We start from the raw sequence: 17887 nt of genomic DNA on the forward strand, positions 1-17887 counted from the left end.
AAAGGCCGGAGCATGGCAATGAACAACAACGCACACGAGCATCGTCACGACGCGGAAACGCATTCCGGATGCGGCTGTTCCACGAAGGCTACACCGCCGGCGGCCAAGCCGGAGGCCTCCGCGTGCTGTGGCGGCCACGGCGATCATGCCGGCCATCCCCATCCTCACGGTGAAGCAGCAACCAAGGTGAAAGACCCCGTCTGCGGCATGACGGTCGATCCCGCGACCTCGAAGCATCGCTTCGAGCATCACGGAGAGATCTTTCATTTCTGCTCGTCCGGCTGCCGCACCAAATTCGCCGCCGATCCCGCAAAATATCTCGCGAAGGAGAAGGCACCCGAGCCTGAGATGCCCGCAGGCACGATCTATACCTGCCCGATGCATCCCGAGATCCGTCAGGTCGGCCCGGGCACCTGCCCGATCTGCGGCATGGCGCTGGAGCCGGAGATCGCAAGCCTGGAGACAGGTCCCAATCCGGAGCTCGCCGACATGACGCGGCGGTTCTGGATCGGCGGCGTGCTGGCGCTGCCGGCGGTGGTGCTGGAGATGGGCGGCCATCTCGCAGGTCCGCACTGGATCGATCCGACGCTGTCGAACTGGATCCAGCTCGTCTTCGCCACACCCGTAGTGCTGTGGGCGGGCTGGCCGTTCTTCGTTCGCGGCTGGCAATCACTGCTGACGCGCAACCTCAACATGTTCACGCTGATCGCGATGGGCACCGGCGTTGCCTATGTCTACAGCGTCCTCGGCACCGTCACGCCGCAGATCTTCCCCACCACCTTCCGCGGCCATGAAGGCGCGGTTGCGGTCTATTTCGAGGCGGCGGCCGTCATCACCGTGCTGGTGCTGCTCGGTCAGGTGCTCGAGCTGCGCGCCCGGGATGCGACGTCGGGCGCGATCAAGGCGCTGCTCCAGCTTGCGCCCAAGACCGCGCGCCGCGTTGACGCTGACGGCAGCGAGCATGAGGTCGAGATCGACACGCTCCATGCCGGCGACCGCTTGCGCGTCCGTCCCGGCGAGAAGGTGCCGGTGGACGGCACCATCCTGGAGGGGCGCTCCTCGCTCGACGAATCCCTCGTGACAGGCGAATCCATGCCGGTCACCAAGGACACCGGCGCCAAGGTCATTGCCGGCACGCTGAACCAATCGGGCAGCTTCATCATGCGTGCCGACAAGGTCGGGCGCGAGACGCTGCTGTCGCAGATCGTGCAGATGGTCGCAGACGCGCAGCGCTCGCGCGCACCGATCCAGCGCCTGGCCGACCAGGTCGCCGGCTGGTTCGTGCCGACGGTGATCGTCGTCGCTATCGCCGCCTTTGCCGCCTGGTCGTGGTTCGGACCGGAGCCGCGGCTCGCCTTCGGCCTGGTCGCGGCGGTCAGCGTTCTGATCATCGCCTGCCCCTGTGCGCTGGGCCTGGCGACCCCGATGTCGATCATGGTCGGTGTCGGCCGCGGTGCGCAAGGCGGCGTGCTGATCAAGAACGCGGAGGCGCTGGAGCGGATGGAGAAGATCGACACGGTGGTGGTCGACAAGACCGGCACGCTGACCGAGGGCAAGCCCAAGGTGGTCGCGATCGTGCCGGCGTCCGGCTTTGCGGAAGACGACATCCTCCGGCTTGCGGCCACCGTCGAACGCGCCAGCGAGCATCCCCTAGCTGATGCGATCGTGCGCGCGGCCAAGGAGAAGCAGCTCGCCCTTGGCCAGGTCGAGCAATTCGATTCGCCGACGGGCAAGGGTGCGACCGGCAAGGTCGACGGCAAGACCGTCGTGCTCGGCAATGCCAAATATCTGAGCTCCATCGGCATCGAGACCAAGACGCTCGACACCGAAGCCGAACGGATGCGCGGCGACGGCGCGACCGTGATCAACATGGCCGTCGATGGCCGGCTGGCCGGCCTGTTCGCGATCGCCGATCCGGTCAAGGCCTCGACGCCGGAGGCGCTGAAAGCGCTGGCCGATGAAGGCATCAAGGTGATCATGCTGACCGGCGACAATCGCACGACGGCGGAGGCCGTGGCGCGCCGGCTCGGCATCGCCGAGGTCGAGGCCGAGGTGCTGCCGGACCAGAAGAGCGCGGTGGTGACAAAGCTGCAAAAGGGCGGCCGCAGCGTCGCGATGGCCGGCGACGGCGTCAACGACGCGCCGGCACTGGCAGCGGCCGAAGTCGGCATCGCCATGGGCACCGGCACGGATGTGGCGATGGAGAGTGCCGGCGTGACGCTGCTGAAGGGCGACCTGATCGGCATCGTGCGCGCGCGAAAGCTGTCGCAGGCGACGATGAACAACATCCGCCAGAACCTGTTCTTCGCCTTCATCTACAACGCCGCCGGCATTCCGATCGCGGCCGGCATCCTCTATCCGGCGTTCGGTCTGTTGCTCTCCCCGATCATCGCGGCAGCGGCGATGGCGCTGTCCTCGGTGAGCGTGGTCGGCAATGCGCTGCGGCTTCGTGCAATGCGGCTGTGAGGGTCGCAAAATCCGTGTAGAAGGGGTCCATTCGGCGAGATGCGCGGAGGGGACCTGATGCAGCGGATTACGATCACGATCGAGGACGACCTCCTGGCGGAGATCGATGCCGCGGCGGAAGCGCGCGGCTATCAGAACCGCTCCGAGATCATCCGCGACCTCGCGCGCGCCGGGCTTCAGCAATCCACCGAGGACACCGCCCAGACCGGCCAATGCGTCGCGGGCCTCGTCTATGTCTACGACCACGCCGCGCGCGATCTATCAAAGCGGCTGGTGCAGGAATTCCACGGCCACCATGATCTCGCACTGGCAACGCTGCACGTCCACCTCGACGACAACAATTGCATGGAGATGACGGCGCTGCGCGGCGCGGCCTCCGAGGTGAGGCATTTCGCCGACCACATCATCGCCGAACGCGGCGTGCGCTACGGCCGCGTGGTGATGATCCCGACCGGGGAAGGGAAGCAGGCGAGGGCGCGCAAGCACGGACATCGGCATGGGTAGACAGTAGCTCTCGTGCCCCGGACGCGGCGCAGCGCTCCTTCAGCGGAGCGCCGCATCCGGGACACGAGACCGTCAAGCCGCTGGCCACAGCAGGCCAGCCTCCCTTGCCGAAATCGCCCTGCATGTCTACCTCTCGCGGGTCGTCTCGTGAAAGGGTGCCCCATGCTTGATGCCGCGATCAAGGCGCTGTCGCAAATGATGTCGCCGCCGATGCGCTCGATCCTGTGGCGATCGATCGGGCTGGCGCTGGTGCTGATCACCGTGCTGGCGATCGGCTTGCAGCGGCTGCTCAGCTGGTTTGCAACCTCCGGCGAGGTGTGGCTGGAAGGCCTGCTTGGACCGGGCTGGCATTCATCGCTCGAAATCCTGTCCTGGATCGTCTCGATCGCGGCGGGCCTCGGTGTCGTGTTCGGCGGCATTTTCCTGATGCCTGCGATCACCTCACTGGTGGCGAGCCTGTTCGTCGACGACGTCGCCAACATCGTCGAGCGCGAGCATTATCCAGCCGAACGACCCGGCACGGCGCTGCCGTTCACCCAGGCGACGTTCGAGGGCATCAAGACCGCGCTGCTGACCATCGTGGTTTATCTCGCCGCGCTGCCGCTGGTGCTGTTCGCCGGCGCCGGTTTCCTGATCTTCTTCCTCGCCGCCGCCTGGCTGCTCGGCCGCGAATATTTCGAGCTCGCGGCGATGCGCTTCCGCCCGCCGGAGGAAGCCAAGGCGATGCGGCGCGACAATGCCGCGACCATCTTCACCGCCGGCCTGTTCATCGCCGCCTTCGTCTCGATCCCGATCGTCAACCTGGCGACGCCGATCTTCGGCATGGCCTTCATGGTCCACATGCACAAGCGCCTGTCAGGCCCGCGGCCCGAGCTGATCGAGCCGGCGCGGCAGGCGCGGTAACCCGGCTCAGGCCACAGGCATTCCGCATTTGCGCAGGACCGTCTTGGCGAAGCCGAACGGCGCCGGCGTGAATGGGCCCGTCGGCGCGCGGGTGACCAGCGCGACGACGCCGAGTGCGGCCATCGCGAGCCAGAAGCACAGCCAGAAGCCGTCGATGTAGGCGAGCACATTGGCCTCGCGCTGGACGATGCCCGCCACCGTGCCGACCGCGCGCGCCTGCGCCGATCCCATGCCATGGGCGGCGAAATGGTCGGCGAGCTGCTTCAGTCTCTCCACCACATCGACATCGCCGACCGCGAGGTTCTGGCCGAGATAGAAGGAATGGACCTGCTCGCGGACGCGCAGCCAGGTGCCCATCAACGCCACACCGATCTCGGCGCCGCCGAGCCGCATGATCTGGATATAGGCGGCAAACGAGGTGGCGCGGCTCGGATCGGAGTTGGAGAGCAGCGTGATGATCAGCGGCAGCAGGGTCAGCGACTGCCCGATCGCCTGCAGCAGCACGATGCCGATGAAATCCTCGCGCGCCCAGACATGGGTGAGCTGCGTGCCCCAGAGATTCGCCGCGGCGAAGCAGGCAAAGCCCAGAACGAGCACCGTGCGTGTATCGAAATGCCTGAGCAGCCAGATCGAGACCGGCACCAGCACGAACATCGGCAACGCGCCATAGGTGAGCAGCAAGAGGCCGCTCTGCTCGGGCCTGAGCTGCGCGATGGTTGCGAGGAAGTTCGGCACCAGCGAGGCGTTGGACAGGCTGGTCAGTGTGTAGAGCAGGATCAGGACCAGCCCCAAGCCGATGTTGCGCGAGAACAGCACATTCACATGTGCCCAGGGCTGCCGCACCAGGGACTCGTTGACGAGGAAGGCCAGAAACAGCACCGCGCCACTGGCGAGCAGCGCCATCACCGTGCCGGAGCCGAGCCAGTCCAGCCGGTTGCCCTGGTCGAGCCCGGCATAAATCATCGAGACTGAGGCGCCGAGCAGCAGCATGCCGCCCCAATCGGCGTCGCGCAGCAGCGCACGGTTCACCGGCTCGTTCGGCGTGCCCAGATAGACCATCAGGCCCATCAAGGGCGCGATCACCACGCCTTGCCAGTACAGCCATTGCCAGCCGAGATGGTCGACATAGAAGCCGACCAGCGAGGTCGACGTGTCCAAGGCGAAGCCGACGCGGATCGCATAGATCGAGATCGCCGGCAGCCACCAGCGGATCGGCAAATTGCGGAACACGATCATCAGCGTCGCCGGCACGAAGGTGCCGAGCAACAGGCCGTGCACGACGCTGAGCGCAAGCAATGTCGGATAGTCGTGCACGAATGGAATGATGAAAGAGACGGCCGCATAGACGATGCTGGGGATGCCGAGCACGCGGCGCAGGCCGAACACGGTAGCAAGCCAGGCCACCGCAGGCGCGATGAAGATCTGCGAGCCGATGCCGGCCGTGGAGAGCCAGGCGCCCTCGTCGAAGCCGAGTGAGAACGCGCCGCGAAGGTCGGGCAGGCCGACCGTGGTCAGCCGGCTATCGAAATTGGCGAGGAACGAGCCGAGCATCACTGCCGCGACGGCGAACAGCGGCTGCGGCGCGATGCCGCCGCGCGAGACCGGCTCGCGGCTGGCAGCGTCATTTTCCGCCATTCGCAGCCTTGGTATCGATGCTGGTGACCACCGACATGCCCGGCACCAGCCGAGCCAGCAGCGGTTGATTGTCGTCGAACTGAATGCGCACGGGAATGCGCTGCACCACCTTTGTGAAGTTGCCTGTTGCGTTGTCGGGCGGCAGCAGCGCCACCTGTGCGCCGGTCGCCGGCGCAATGCGCTCGACCTTGCCGTGCAGCCTCTCACGAGGGAAACTGTCGACGGTGATCTCGACCGGCTGGCCCGGTGCGACGTGCGTGAGCTGGGTCTCCTTGTAGTTCGCAATCACATAGACGTTGGGCAGCGGCACCACATTGATGAGATTGGTGCCGATATTGACGTAATCGCCGGGCTGCACCTGCCGCTCGCCGACAACGCCGTCAAACGGCGCGGTGACCTTCGTGTAACCAAGTTTGAGCTTCGCACCCGCCAGCGTCGCCTTGGCTGCCTCGACATCGGCGGCGCGTTGCTTCCTGGTGCCTTGCAGGACCTCGAGCTGGTGCTGCTGGGCTGCGATCACGGCGCGGCTCGCCCGCACGTCGGCCTGCGCCTTGGCATAAGCGGCCACCGCCTGCTCGAGCCGCTGGCGCGTGCCGGCATCGGTCTGCGACAGCGACTGCTGACGCTCCTGCTCCTGCCGCGCCTCCACCTCCATGGCCTCCGCGGACAGCCGCGCGGCCTGCGCCTGCGCGATCGTGGCATATTGCAGCTCGATCTGATTGGCGAGATTGTCGAGGGTGGCCTGCGCAGCAGCGACATTGGCTTCGGCCTGTGCGACCTGCGCCTCGTAGTCGGCCGGATCGATCTGGATCAGGAGGTCGCCGGCCTTCACGCGCTGGAAATCGGTGACGCCTACGGTGAGCACTTCGCCCGAGACGCGGCTCGAAAGCCGCGTCAGCTCCGCCCGCACATAGGCGTCATTGGTGGTCTGGATCACCGCATTGCCGACCCATTCGTCGAAGCGCAGCGTCGCCAGCGCGACGAAGCCGAGCGCAACGATGACCGCAAACAGCGGGATCGCGAGCCGGCTCCAGAGCGGTGAGGCCGGCCGTTGTGTTGACTTGGGCGGCGGGACAGGTGCGGCGGCAGGCGGTGACGGAACTCGTTCTTGTTGACTCACGGATGCCCCCAAAAGCGCTTGTCCGAACGCAAATCTCACTGCTGTCATTTCCGGGACGGTTCGAACAACGGACCCGGCATCTCGAGATTCCGGGTTCGATGCCGCGCATCGCCCCGGAAAGACGTTGATTACTTGCTCACACCGTTTTCTCCGGCCACCGGCAGAGATCGTTGATCAGGCAGACCTCGCAGCGCGGCTTGCGGGCGAGGCAAGTATAGCGGCCGTGCAGGATCAACCAATGATGGGCATGCTGCATGAACTCGGCCGGGATCACCTTTTCGAGACCGAGCTCGACCTCCAGCGGCGTCTTGCCCGGCGCAAGTCCGGTACGGTTGCCGACACGGAAAACATGGGTATCGACCGCCATGGTGTGCTCGCCGAAGGCCATGTTGAGCACGACATTGGCCGTCTTGCGCCCGGCGCCGGGCAACGACTCGATCTCGGCGCGCGTGCGCGGCACTTGGCCGCCGAATTCGCTGAGCAGCTTGGCCGACAGTGCGATCACATTCTTGGCTTTGGTGCGGTAGAGTCCGATCGTCTTGATGTACTCGCGCAGACGCTCCTCGCCGAGATCGAGCATCTTCTGCGGGGTGTCGGCGACCTCGAACAATGCGCGCGTCGCCTTGTTGACGCCGGCATCGGTCGCCTGCGCCGACAGCACCACGGCAACCAGCAGCGTGAACGGATTGACGTGCTCGAGCTCGCCCTTCGGCTCCGGATTGGCCTTGCGGAAACGGCTGAAGACCTCGCGGACCTCGGCCGGCGTCCAGGGCCTGGTGGCCTTGAGTGGTTTTTTCGCGGAGGATTTCGGTTTGGCCGCGACCGGCTTTGCCTTTTTCTTCGGCACCGCCGCTTTGCGGGAGACCGGCTTGCGGGTGATTTTCGCCATGATCGGGATATACTGAGGGACGATGAGCACAGGCAACGAAATTGAGCGCAAGGACTTTGAAGATCAGCGCGAGGTGCAGATCTTCTCCGCGCTGCTGACGCCGCACCGCTCGCTGAACCGTACGGGCTTCCTCGCCGTGATGCTGTTCCTGAGCGTGGTCAGCTTCGTCACGGGCCTCGCTTTCCTGATGATGGGCGCCTGGCCGGTGTTCGGCTTTTTTGGTCTCGACGTGCTCGTGGTCTGGTGGGCCTTCAAAGTCAATTTCCGCAGCGCCCGGGCGCGCGAGGAGATCACCGTTACGACCTCCGAGCTGCGCGTGAGGCGCATCAGCCATCGCGGCCAGGTCGCCGAATGGACCTTCAATCCGCTCTGGGTCCGCCTCGACATGGAAGTCGACGAGGACTTCGGCATCGAGCATCTCTATCTGATCTCGCGCGGTCATCAGATCCAGATCGCGAGGTTCTTAGGGCCTGAGGAAAAGGCAAGTTTTTACAATGGCTTGGTCGAGGCATTGAACGCCGCCAAGCGTGGACCGACCTACAATCCGATCAGCTGATTCCAGTCGGAAATCGGGTGGTTTCAGACCCGCCTCTCTCCTACATTTCCGGACATGATGACCCTCGCGATACATGACCAGCGCCTGGCCAAGCCGGGCACCCAGAACGCCGCGTGGCGCGACTATGATTCGGTGCGGCGGGCGATTGCGTTCATCTCGGCGAACTGGCGCGCGCAGCCGACCATCGAGGCGATGGCGGATGCCGCCGGCGTCACGCCGGATGAGCTGCACCATCTGTTCCGCCGCTGGGCGTCGATCACACCGAAGGCTTTCATGCAGGCGCTCACGCTCGACCACGCAAGGAATCTGCTCAGGGATTCCGCCAGCATTCTCGATGCGGCGCTCGACTCCGGCCTGTCCGGGCCGGGCCGGCTGCACGATCTCTTCGTCACCCACGAAGCGATGTCGCCGGGCGAGTGGAAGAACGGCGGTGCCGGTCTCACCCTGCGCTACGGCTTCCACCCCTCGCCATTCGGCACCGCGATCGTGATCGCCACGGATCGCGGCTTGTCCGGACTTGCCTTCGCCGATCACGGCGAAGAGAAGATCGCACTCGCCGACATGACGCGGCGCTGGCCGAACGCCACTTACGTGGAAGATCACAAAGGCACCGCGCCGCTCGCAGCGCGCATCTTCGACCCAAAGCTGTGGCGGCCGGATCAGCCGCTGCGCGTGGTCCTGATCGGCACCGATTTCGAGGTGCGGGTATGGGAGACGCTGCTGAAAATTCCGATGGGACGCGCGGTGTCCTATTCCGACATCGCCTGCAACATCAATAATCCGAAGGCCTCTCGCGCCGTCGGTGCCGCGGTTGGCAAGAACCCGGTCTCCTTCGTCGTGCCCTGCCACCGCGCGCTCGGCAAGAGCGGCACGCTCACCGGCTATCATTGGGGCACCACCCGCAAGCAGGCGATGCTGGGCTGGGAAGCCGGGCAGCTGGGGATGCAGTGATTGATCTCCCTCTCCCCGCACGCGGGGAGAGGCGAAGAAACTCAGCCCGCCAGGTCCAGCTTCGAGGCGACCGTCGAATCCGCATTGAGGCGGTAGATGATCGGCGCACCGGTGGCGAGCTCGCGCTTCAGGATGCCTTCGGGCGAGAGCTTCTCCAGCACCATGATCAGCGCACGCAGCGAGTTGCCGTGAGCGGCAACCAGCGTGCGCTTGCCGTTGAGCACGCCGGGCAGGATCTCCTGCACGTAATAGGGCAATGCGCGCGCGAGCGTGTCCTTCAGGCTTTCGCCGCCGGGCGGCGGCACATCGTAGGAGCGGCGCCAGACGTGTACCTGCTCCTCGCCCCATTTCTTGCGCGCATCGTCCTTGTTGAGACCGGAGAGATCGCCATAATCGCGCTCATTGAGTGCGAGGTTCTTCGAGGTCGGCAGACCGGTCTGGCCGAGCTCAGCGAGGATGAGATCGAGCGTGTGCTGCGCGCGCGTCAGGACCGAGGTGAAGGCGACGTCGAATACGAGACCCTGTGCCTTCAGCTTGCGGCCGGCTTCCTTGGCTTCCCTCACGCCGAGCTCGGTGAGGTCAGGATCCTTCCAGCCCGTGAACAGGTTCTTCAGATTCCATTCGCTCTGGCCATGGCGCACGAGCACGAGAAGACGTTCGCTCATTTTACCTTCCGTATGAAACTAAGCTTGATGGTTGCTGCATCGGCGGTGCCCAACCTTTCCCCGTTGGGGAGAGGTGAAGGGAGCCTGCAGTTGAAACGGGCAATCATTCCGTTGACTCAGATATCGGACAGGCCGAGCACGTCGGCCATGGTGTAGTGCCCCGGCGCCTTGCCATGGGCCCACAGTGCCGCCTTGAGCGCGCCGTGGGCGAACAGCATGCGGTCCTCGGCCTGATGCGACAGCGTCAGGCGCTCGAACGGACCGAGGAAGCTGACGCTGTGGTCGCCGGCGACGGTGCCGCCGCGTAACGAAGCGAAACCGATATTGCCCGGCCGGCGTGCGCCGGTGATGCCGTCACGTCCACGCTCGGAATGGTCATCGAGGGTGACGCCGCGGCCGCTGGCTGCGGCCTGGCCCAGCATCAGCGCCGTGCCCGAGGGCGCATCGACCTTCATACGGTGATGGGTTTCGACGATCTCGATGTCGAAGGTCTGGTCGAGCGCCTTGGCGACGCGCTTGACCACGGCGGCGAGCAGGTTGACGCCGAGGCTCATATTGCCTGACTGCACCACCACCGCGCGGTTGGTGACGCTCTTGATCACGGCGTTGTCGGAGCCGGAAAGTCCGGTGGTGCCGATGACATGCACGAGGCCGCGCTGGGCGGCGATCGCGACGTTGGCGATGGTCGCCGCCGGCACGGTGAAATCGAGGATGCCGTCGGCATCCTTCGACATCGCCCAGAGATCGGCGGAGAGCCTGATGCCGTTGGCCGGCAGGCCTGCGAGCACGCCGGCATCCTTGCCGAGCAGATCGGATCCCGGCGCCTCCAGCGCGCCCGCCAGCACCGCGCCTTTGCTCTCGGCAATCGCCCGTACCAGCGCGCGGCCCATCCGGCCGCCGGCCCCAGCAACAATCAAGCGCATGTCGGACATGGTGTGATCCTCTTCGGAGCCGTTGTAGCGGGGGGACGCAGTTCCGGCAACCGAGGGGATCGGGGGCAGTGACGCCACGTTCACCGTCATTTCCGGGGCGGCTCGCAGAGCCGAACCCGGAATCCCGAGATTCTCAGGTGCGCAATTGCGCACCATAGTTCGCCTCGGAATGACGGGCGTCAGCCGTCCTGCGGCTGCGGGCCGTCATAGCCCTCGATGATGATGAGATCGGCGATCGAGTGCGGCTGGCGCACCTTGATGTTGGCCTGATATTCCGGTGAGTTGTAGCAGGCGAGCGCGGTTTCGTAGTCCGGGAATTCGATCACGACGTTGCGGTTGCGGCTGGCGCCTTCAACGGTAGTGAACTTGCCGGCGCGGACGACGAAACGGCCGCCCCATTTCTTGAAGATCGGACCGTTGGCGACGGCGTAGGGCTTGTAGCCCTCGTCATTGCTCACGTCGACACGCCCGATCCAGTAGCCTTTTGCCATTGTTGTTCTCCCTGTTGTGTGTGGTCAGCCGAGAGCTTGCGCGATCTCAGCGTGGATGGCGTCGGCGACAGCCTTCGGATCGGCGGCTTCCACCACCGGGCGCCCGACAACGAGATAATCCGCGCCCGCGGTGATCGCGCGGCCTGGCGTCATGATGCGCTTCTGGTCACCGCTGGCGGCGCCCGCCGGACGAATGCCGGGGGTGACCAGGCTCATCTGATGGCCGACGATCTTGCGCAACGCACCGACTTCCTCTGGCGAGGACACCAGACCGTCGACGCCGATCACCTGCGCCTGCTGCGCGCGGGCCTCAACTAGCTCCGACACGCTGAGCCGATAGCCCGCCGCATGCAAATCGTCGTCGTTGTAGGAAGTCAGCACCGTGACGGCGAGGATCTTCAGGCCGGCACTGCCGCGGCCCTCGACGGCGCCCTTCATGGTCTGCGGATAGGCGTGGACGGTAACGAAGGTCGCACCCAGCTTGGCGACGCTCTCCACCCCACGCCTCACCGTATTGCCGATGTCGTGCATCTTCAGATCGGCAAAGACCTTTTTGCCCCTGTCGGCGAGCTTTCCGATCAACGGCAGGCCGCCGGCATAAGCGAGCTGATAGCCGATCTTGTAGAACGAGACGCTGTCGCCGAGCTTCGCGATCATCGCCTCCGCAGCATCAACGCTCGGCAGATCGAGCGCAACGATCAGGCGGTCTTTCGGGGCGATCTCGGCTGGCGTCATGTCACCTCACATCATGCGTTGGGAAACGTCGATCAGCTGCGCTACCAGCTCTTTCAACGCGGCGATATCACCCTCGTTCTTCAGCCTGTCCATATCGTCATAGGCCTGGTCGGCAAAGGCGAGCGTGAGCTGGCTGGCAATCACGTTGGCGTGGCAGGAGGAGAGGATCAGCCGCAAGGCCTGGAGCGCGCGGGCGGCACCGAGCCGGCTCTGGGAGGCGCCGGCGAGCGCGAAGACGCGGTTGCGGAACACCTCGCCGCGCGCCTCGTGCAGCTCGTGCACGCGGCTGACCCAGTCGATCGCGTTCTTGAGAAGCGGCGGCACCGAGGCATTGTATTCGGGCGAGACGATGAGGACACCGTGATGGGCGCCGATCATGCGCTTGAGATTGATGGCGTGCTTGGGCACGCCGGACTTGGCCTGGAGATCGCCGTCGTAGATCGGCAGCGGAAAATCCGCGAGCGAGATGCGGGTGACGTCCACGCCGGCCTGGGCGAATTCGTAGGCCGCCAGCGCCCCAAGCTTCACATTGTGCGAGCCGGTGCGCAGCGAGCCGGGAATGATCAGGATTTTGGGTGCGGACATCCAATCCCATGCGTTCGGCGAAACGAGCCCGCCGCGCAAAAGAAGAGCGGGCGGAATTAGTCCTTGCGATACACCCAGACGCGGGCCGGCGGAAGGTTCATCCAGATCCGTTCCGAGGCCTCTGTCGACACGCCGGGCAGCGATTTCGGGATCGGCGGCACCACCGCATAGGTGAACTGGATGAAGGGCGCGCCGGGCGCAAGCGCGGTGAAGGCATCGCGAATGAGCCGCAGCCGCGTCAGCATCGGTTTCGTCACGAGCGGCAGGCCCGAGACGACCGCGCTAGCCGGCGCGCTCAGGACGTTCCAGAGCGTGTCGCGCAGGCGATAGGCATCGCCCTGCACCACCTTGGCCTGCGGGTAGCGGTCGCGCAGCAGCGCGCAGAAGCCGGGATTGTATTCGACGAGGACGAGACGCTTCTGGTCGACACCGCGCTCGATCAGCGCGGAGGTGATCGCGCCGGTGCCGGGCCCGAGCTCCACCACCGGCGCATCGGACTCCGGATCGACATAATGAGCCATGGTCCGGGCCAAGAGCTTGCCCGACGGCATCACCGCGCCCATGTGCAGCGGCTTTTCGATCCACGACCTGAGAAAGCGCACCTCGTCGTCAAGACGAGGCTTCTTCAAGGCACGCGCAGACGATGGCAATGGCATGTCGGGACCGGACGGGACCGCAGGACCGCGGCGTGTCAGAAAATGGTCATAAAGACGTATAGGCCGAAGACGGCACGGTCAAGACGAGTCAATTCGCCCGATTACCGAAGAAGTCCTTGACCTTGGCGAAGAAACCCTCGGATTCCGGTTGGGTGTTGCCGGAGGAGAGCTTGTCGAACTCGGCCAGCAATTCCTGTTGCTTCTTGGTGAGGTTCTGCGGGGTCTCGACCACGACCTGGACATACATGTCGCCCATCTGACGCGACCGCAACACCGGCATGCCCTTTGATGCGATGCGGAATCGGCGGCCGGACTGGGTTCCGGCAGGCACTTTCACCTTGGCCTTGCCCTTGTCGATGGTCGGCACCTCGAATTCGCCACCGAGCGCGGCCGTCACCATCGAGATCGGCACGCGGCAGTGCAGATCGGCGCCATCGCGCTGGAAGAACTGGTGCTGGGCCAGCGACAGGAAGATGTAGAGATCGCCGGGCGGACCACCGCGGACCCCGGCCTCGCCCTCGCCGGCGAGCCTGATCCGGGTGCCATCCTCGACGCCTTGCGGAATGTTGACCGACAGCGTGCGCTCGCGCGTGACGCGGCCCTGGCCCGCGCAGGAGGGGCAGGCGTCCTCGATCATCTGGCCGCGTCCCTGGCAGCCGGGACAGGTGCGCTCGAGCGTGAAGAAGCCCTGCGACTGCCGCACACGGCCCGCGCCGCCGCAGGTCGAGCAGGTCTTCGGCTTGGTACCGGCCTTGGCGCCGATGCCCGAGCAAGCCTCGCAGGTGACCGAGACCGGGATCTCGATCTGCGCAGTCTTGCCGCCAAAGGCTTCCTCGAGCGTGATCTCCATATTGTAGCGCAAATCGGCGCCGCGCTCGCGGCCACCGCGGCCGCGCTGTCCGGCCATGCCGAACAGGTCTTCGAAAATGTCGGAGAAAGAGGAGGCGAAGCCCGCGCCGAAACCGGGGCCGCCGCCAAAGCCGCCGCCCTGCTCGAACGCGGCGTGACCATAGCGGTCATAGGCGGCGCGCTTGTCCTTGTCCTTCAGGACCTCATAGGCCTCGTTGATCTCCTTGAATTTGACTTCGCTGGTCTGGTCCCCCGGATTGCGGTCGGGATGGAATTTCATCGCCAGCTTGCGGAACGACGATTTCAGCTTGGATTCGTCAGCGTCGCGATCGACTTCGAGGGTCTCGTAATAGCAGCGCTTGGTGGACGTGGACATGTTCAGCTCGGTCTATCCAATCGCGATTTCAAGTTGGGGCGAAACAGCGTTGCCACGCAGCAATATAAGCGCCCTTCCGCCTCGCGGCAGAGGGCAGCCTGGCAGCGCTGAGAATAACGGCTGGGAATTGATCGATGGTAACGGGCGCCTTGCCCGTGGAGCCCGACACGACGGCCTCCCCCGCGAGGGAGGAGGCCGGTAGCGCGTGTGGGGTCCAAGCCGTCCGCATCGCCACCCTCTCGGGCTTATGCAGACTTCTTGTTGTTCTTCTCGTCGTCGACCTCGGTGAATTCCGCGTCGACGACGTCGTCCTTGGCCGCGTCCTTCTTGGCGTCGGCCTCGGCCTGCTGCTTGTACATGGCCTCGCCGAGCTTCATCGAAGCCTGGGCCAGGGTGTTGGTCTTGGCCTTGATCGCCTCGGCATCGTCGCCCTTCAGCGCCTCCTTGAGGTCGCTGACGGCATCCTCGATGGCGCGGCGCTCGGTCTCGGAGACCTTCGAACCGTGCTCGGCGAGGGCCTTCTCGGTGGAATGCACCAGCGCGTCCGCATGGTTCTTGGCATCGACCGCCTCGCGGCGCTTCTTGTCGGCCGCCGCATTGGCCTCGGCGTCCTTGACCATCTTCTCGATGTCGGCCTCCGACAGGCCGCCCGAGGCCTGGATGCGGATCTGCTGCTCCTTGCCGGTGGCCTTGTCCTTGGCCGAGACGTTGACAATGCCGTTGGCGTCGATGTCGAAGGTCACTTCGATCTGGGGCATGCCGCGGGGGGCCGGCGGAATGCCCATCAGGTCGAATTGGCCGAGCATCTTGTTGTCGGCCGCCATTTCACGCTCGCCCTGGAAGACGCGGATGGTGACGGCATTCTGATTGTCTTCAGCCGTCGAGAACACCTGGCTCTTCTTGGTCGGGATCGTCGTGTTGCGATCGATGATGCGGGTGAACACGCCGCCCAGCGTCTCGATGCCCAGCGACAGCGGGGTCACGTCGAGCAGCAGCACGTCCTTGACGTCGCCCTGGAGCACGCCGGCCTGGATCGCGGCACCGATCGCCACGACTTCGTCCGGGTTGACGCCCTTGTGCGGCTCCTTGCCGAACAGCTGCTTCACGACCTCCTGGACCTTCGGCATGCGGGTCATGCCGCCGACCAGCACCACCTCGCCGATTTCACCGGCGGTGACGCCCGCGTCCTTCAGCGCCTTGCGGCAGGGCTCGATGGTTTTCTGCACGAGGTCGTCGACCAGCGCCTCGAACTTGGCGCGGGTGAGCTTCATCGTCAGATGCTTCGGACCGGTCTGATCCGCGGTGATGAAGGGCAGGTTGATCTCGGTCTGCGTCGTCGAGGACAGCTCGATCTTGGCCTTTTCAGCGGCTTCCTTCAGGCGCTGCAAGGCGAGCTTGTCGTTGCGCAGGTTGATGCCCTGCTCCTTCTGGAACTCGTCGGCGAGATAGCCGACCAGGCGCATGTCGAAGTCTTCGCCGCCGAGGAAGGTGTCGCCATTGGTCGACTTCACCTCGAACACGCCGTCACCGATCTCGAGAATGGAGATATCGAAGGTGCCGCCGCCGAGGTCGTACACCGCGATGGTGCCGGCCTTGGTCTTGTCGAGGCCATAGGCGAGCGCGGCCGCGGTCGGCTCGTTGATGATGCGCAGCACTTCGAGGCCCGCGATCTTGCCGGCGTCCTTGGTCGCCTGGCGCTGGGCGTCGTTGAAGTAGGCGGGAACGGTGATGACGGCCTGGTCGACCTTCTGGCCGAGATGGGCTTCCGCGGTCTCCTTCATCTTCTGCAAGATGAACGCCGAGACCTGCGAGGGCGAGTAGGTCTGGCCGTCGGCCTCGACCCAGGCGTCGCCGTTGGAAGCCTTCACGATCTTGTACGGGACGAGCTTCTTGTCCTTCTCGACCATCGGGTCGTCGTAGCGGCGGCCGATGAGGCGCTTCACTGCGAAGAAGGTACGCTCGGGATTGGTGACGGCCTGGCGCTTGGCCGGCTGGCCGACGAGGCGCTCACCGTCATCCGTGACGGCGACGATCGAAGGCGTCGTGCGCATGCCTTCGGAATTCTCGATGACTTTGGCGTTCTTGCCATCCATCACGGCGACGCACGAGTTCGTGGTGCCGAGGTCGATCCCAATGACCTTTCCCATGGTCCTGATATCCTTCTTTTTGCGGCAGGTTGGCTGGGCCCAGAAGGCACCCGAACCGAAACCCCCTAAGATCAAACATCCGCGATATTGCGATGATTGAGGCTCATATAGGAGGGGGGGAGGGGCCCGCAAGGACCGAGGCTACGTTTCTGCCGCGAAAACATTGGGTTTTGGAAGATCATATCCGGGCTCCACCGCCCTTGCGGGTGAGGAATTATTAACAGGTTCGCGCTTCGGCAAGCCCCCGCTTCCGCGAGCGGCCCCTCCCTGTTGCGGCAGGGCCAAACCCGCTAAAAGGCTGACCGGCCGGACAGCCGGCGCAGCTGCTTCGCGCGACAAAGCGCCCGGCGGCCGACCATCGAACGGCCTCAATGTGAACCAATCAGAGTGCCCATGACGCTGATCCGCCCCCTCGCCGCACTCGCCCTCCTCGCCGTCTCCGCGTTTCCGGCCCACGCCGCCGACGCCGTTTTCCCACCTGGCTTGCGCCTCGGCATGGTGCCCCTGGTCGGCCTCAGCACGGCGAAAACCTTTCCGGGCTTCGAGAGCGAGGACGGCAGCGTCAAGGTGCTGATCACCGAGCTGCCGCCGGCGGCCTATGGCGAGGTCGTGAGCGCGTTCAATTCCAATCCTGCCGGGGCCAATGGCGTCAAGCAGGACAAGATCGAGACCCCCGCGGGCCTTGCCTATTTCACGACCGAAAGCGGCAAGGCCGACGACACCCCGGTGAAGCGCTATTCGATGATCGTGCCCGGTGCCGGCTTCTCCGGCTATGTCGCGGTGCAGATCCCGGAGAATGCGACCAAGATCTACACCGATGAAGCGGTGCGGCAGATGTTTGCGAGCGCCACCACCCGCAGGCAGGTCTCGGCCGAAGAGCAGATCGCGCTGATGCCGTTCAAGATCACCGATCTTGCCGACTTCAAGGACATCCGGACCCTGGCGCCGGGCTCGAGCATCATCCTGGCCGACGGCGACGAGAGCACGGGCTACGAGTCGCGGCCGTTCATGATCCTCGGCCTGATTGGCGCCACCCCGCAAGCCGCCGACGACCGCGCCCGTTTCGCCCAGGAGGCGGCACTCCAGATTCCTGGCGTGCGCGAGTCGCGCATCACCATGTCCGAGCCGATCCGCATCAACGGCCAGCAGGGTTTCGAGACCCGGATCGACGGCGTCAGCGGCAAGGATAAGGTCCCCGTGACCGTGGTGCAGTGGATCCGCTTCTCGAGTGGCGGCGCATCATTGCGCATCATCGCCAGCGCCCCGCGCGACAGATGGCAAGCCGCCTTCACCCGTTTCCGCGCGGTGCGCGACGGGATTCAGCCGAAGGGGTAGGCGCGTCCACGCGCGAGATGCGCTCCCTCCCCACCCGCCCCCACCCGCGGGCGGGCGGTCGGGGAGAGGGTGTCTCCGCAATCGAGACCGCG

17 protein-coding genes are annotated in these 17887 nt (G+C 65.2%); 6 read left to right on the top strand and 11 right to left on the bottom strand.

Features of this window, described 5'->3' with window-relative positions:
- The first annotated feature begins 18 nt into the window (after positions 1–18).
- The 3 genes from BRAD3257_RS00670 (at position 19) to BRAD3257_RS00680 (ending at position 3873) form a co-directional block, all read left to right on the top strand.
- Positions 19–2466, top strand: a complete 2448-nt coding sequence (locus BRAD3257_RS00670) for a heavy metal translocating P-type ATPase (RefSeq protein WP_162500047.1) — start codon at positions 19–21, stop codon at positions 2464–2466.
- Between the two features lie 57 nt (positions 2467–2523).
- Positions 2524–2970: a nickel-responsive transcriptional regulator NikR gene (nikR, locus tag BRAD3257_RS00675; RefSeq protein ID WP_122406305.1), complete on the top strand. Its 447-nt coding sequence runs from the start codon at positions 2524–2526 to the stop codon at positions 2968–2970.
- 162 nt (positions 2971–3132) lie between these two features.
- The gene (locus tag BRAD3257_RS00680; protein WP_122400210.1) at positions 3133–3873 is read left to right on the top strand and encodes a sulfate transporter family protein; all 741 of its coding nucleotides are present in this window, start codon (positions 3133–3135) and stop codon (positions 3871–3873) included.
- Between the two features lie 6 nt (positions 3874–3879).
- Here the strand turns inward: BRAD3257_RS00680 and BRAD3257_RS00685 are convergent, their stop codons facing one another.
- From BRAD3257_RS00685 to nth, 3 genes are all read right to left on the bottom strand, one after another.
- Entirely contained in the window at positions 3880–5508 is a 1629-nt protein-coding gene (locus BRAD3257_RS00685; RefSeq protein WP_122400211.1) for an MFS transporter, read from the bottom strand.
- Complete coding sequence (locus BRAD3257_RS00690; protein ID WP_122400212.1) at positions 5495–6628, bottom strand: HlyD family secretion protein; 1134 nt, start codon at positions 6626–6628, stop codon at positions 5495–5497. Before BRAD3257_RS00690 ends, BRAD3257_RS00685 begins: the two co-directional genes overlap by 14 nt.
- A gap of 136 nt (positions 6629–6764) precedes the next feature.
- A complete protein-coding gene (nth, locus tag BRAD3257_RS00695) occupies positions 6765–7517 on the bottom strand; it encodes an endonuclease III (RefSeq protein WP_162500048.1) in 753 nt (250 codons plus the stop codon).
- Positions 7518–7539: 22 nt separating this feature from the next.
- On the opposite strand from nth, the gene BRAD3257_RS00700 reads away from it, so the two are divergent.
- Both BRAD3257_RS00700 and BRAD3257_RS00705 read left to right on the top strand, forming a co-directional pair.
- The gene (locus BRAD3257_RS00700) at positions 7540–8073 is read left to right on the top strand and encodes a DUF2244 domain-containing protein (RefSeq protein WP_122406306.1); all 534 of its coding nucleotides are present in this window, start codon (positions 7540–7542) and stop codon (positions 8071–8073) included.
- Between the two features lie 54 nt (positions 8074–8127).
- Complete coding sequence (locus BRAD3257_RS00705; RefSeq protein ID WP_122400214.1) at positions 8128–9024, top strand: methylated-DNA--[protein]-cysteine S-methyltransferase; 897 nt, start codon at positions 8128–8130, stop codon at positions 9022–9024.
- A gap of 41 nt (positions 9025–9065) precedes the next feature.
- Here the strand turns inward: BRAD3257_RS00705 and BRAD3257_RS00710 are convergent, their stop codons facing one another.
- The 8 genes from BRAD3257_RS00710 to dnaK all read right to left on the bottom strand — a co-directional run bounded on the left by BRAD3257_RS00710 (position 9066) and on the right by dnaK (position 16460).
- Positions 9066–9689, bottom strand: coding sequence for a 2,3-bisphosphoglycerate-dependent phosphoglycerate mutase (locus BRAD3257_RS00710; RefSeq protein ID WP_122400215.1), 624 nt, complete (start codon positions 9687–9689; stop codon positions 9066–9068).
- A gap of 116 nt (positions 9690–9805) precedes the next feature.
- Positions 9806–10621: a 4-hydroxy-tetrahydrodipicolinate reductase gene (gene dapB / locus BRAD3257_RS00715; RefSeq protein ID WP_162500049.1), complete on the bottom strand. Its 816-nt coding sequence runs from the start codon at positions 10619–10621 to the stop codon at positions 9806–9808.
- 179 nt (positions 10622–10800) lie between these two features.
- Positions 10801–11112: a DUF1330 domain-containing protein gene (locus tag BRAD3257_RS00720; RefSeq protein WP_122400217.1), complete on the bottom strand. Its 312-nt coding sequence runs from the start codon at positions 11110–11112 to the stop codon at positions 10801–10803.
- Between the two features lie 24 nt (positions 11113–11136).
- Positions 11137–11847, bottom strand: a complete 711-nt coding sequence (pyrF, locus tag BRAD3257_RS00725) for an orotidine-5'-phosphate decarboxylase (RefSeq protein WP_122400218.1) — start codon at positions 11845–11847, stop codon at positions 11137–11139.
- 6 nt (positions 11848–11853) lie between these two features.
- Entirely contained in the window at positions 11854–12432 is a 579-nt protein-coding gene (locus BRAD3257_RS00730) for an NADPH-dependent FMN reductase (RefSeq protein WP_122400219.1), read from the bottom strand.
- Positions 12433–12488: 56 nt separating this feature from the next.
- Entirely contained in the window at positions 12489–13088 is a 600-nt protein-coding gene (locus BRAD3257_RS00735) for a class I SAM-dependent methyltransferase (protein ID WP_122400220.1), read from the bottom strand.
- 88 nt (positions 13089–13176) lie between these two features.
- Positions 13177–14313, bottom strand: a complete 1137-nt coding sequence (dnaJ, locus tag BRAD3257_RS00740; RefSeq protein WP_122400221.1) for a molecular chaperone DnaJ — start codon at positions 14311–14313, stop codon at positions 13177–13179.
- Between the two features lie 245 nt (positions 14314–14558).
- Positions 14559–16460, bottom strand: coding sequence for a molecular chaperone DnaK (gene dnaK, locus BRAD3257_RS00750; protein ID WP_122400223.1), 1902 nt, complete (start codon positions 16458–16460; stop codon positions 14559–14561).
- Positions 16461–16853: 393 nt separating this feature from the next.
- Here dnaK and BRAD3257_RS00755 point away from each other — a divergent pair, with 393 nt between their 5' ends.
- Positions 16854–17795 (top strand): hypothetical protein, encoded by a 942-nt coding sequence (locus tag BRAD3257_RS00755; RefSeq protein WP_162500050.1) that lies wholly within the window; start codon positions 16854–16856, stop codon positions 17793–17795.
- Positions 17796–17887 lie beyond the last annotated feature (92 nt).

Origin of the sequence: Bradyrhizobium vignae (assembly GCF_900324035.1) — a bacterium.
GTDB classification, from domain to species: Bacteria; Pseudomonadota; Alphaproteobacteria; order Rhizobiales; family Xanthobacteraceae; genus Bradyrhizobium; species Bradyrhizobium vignae.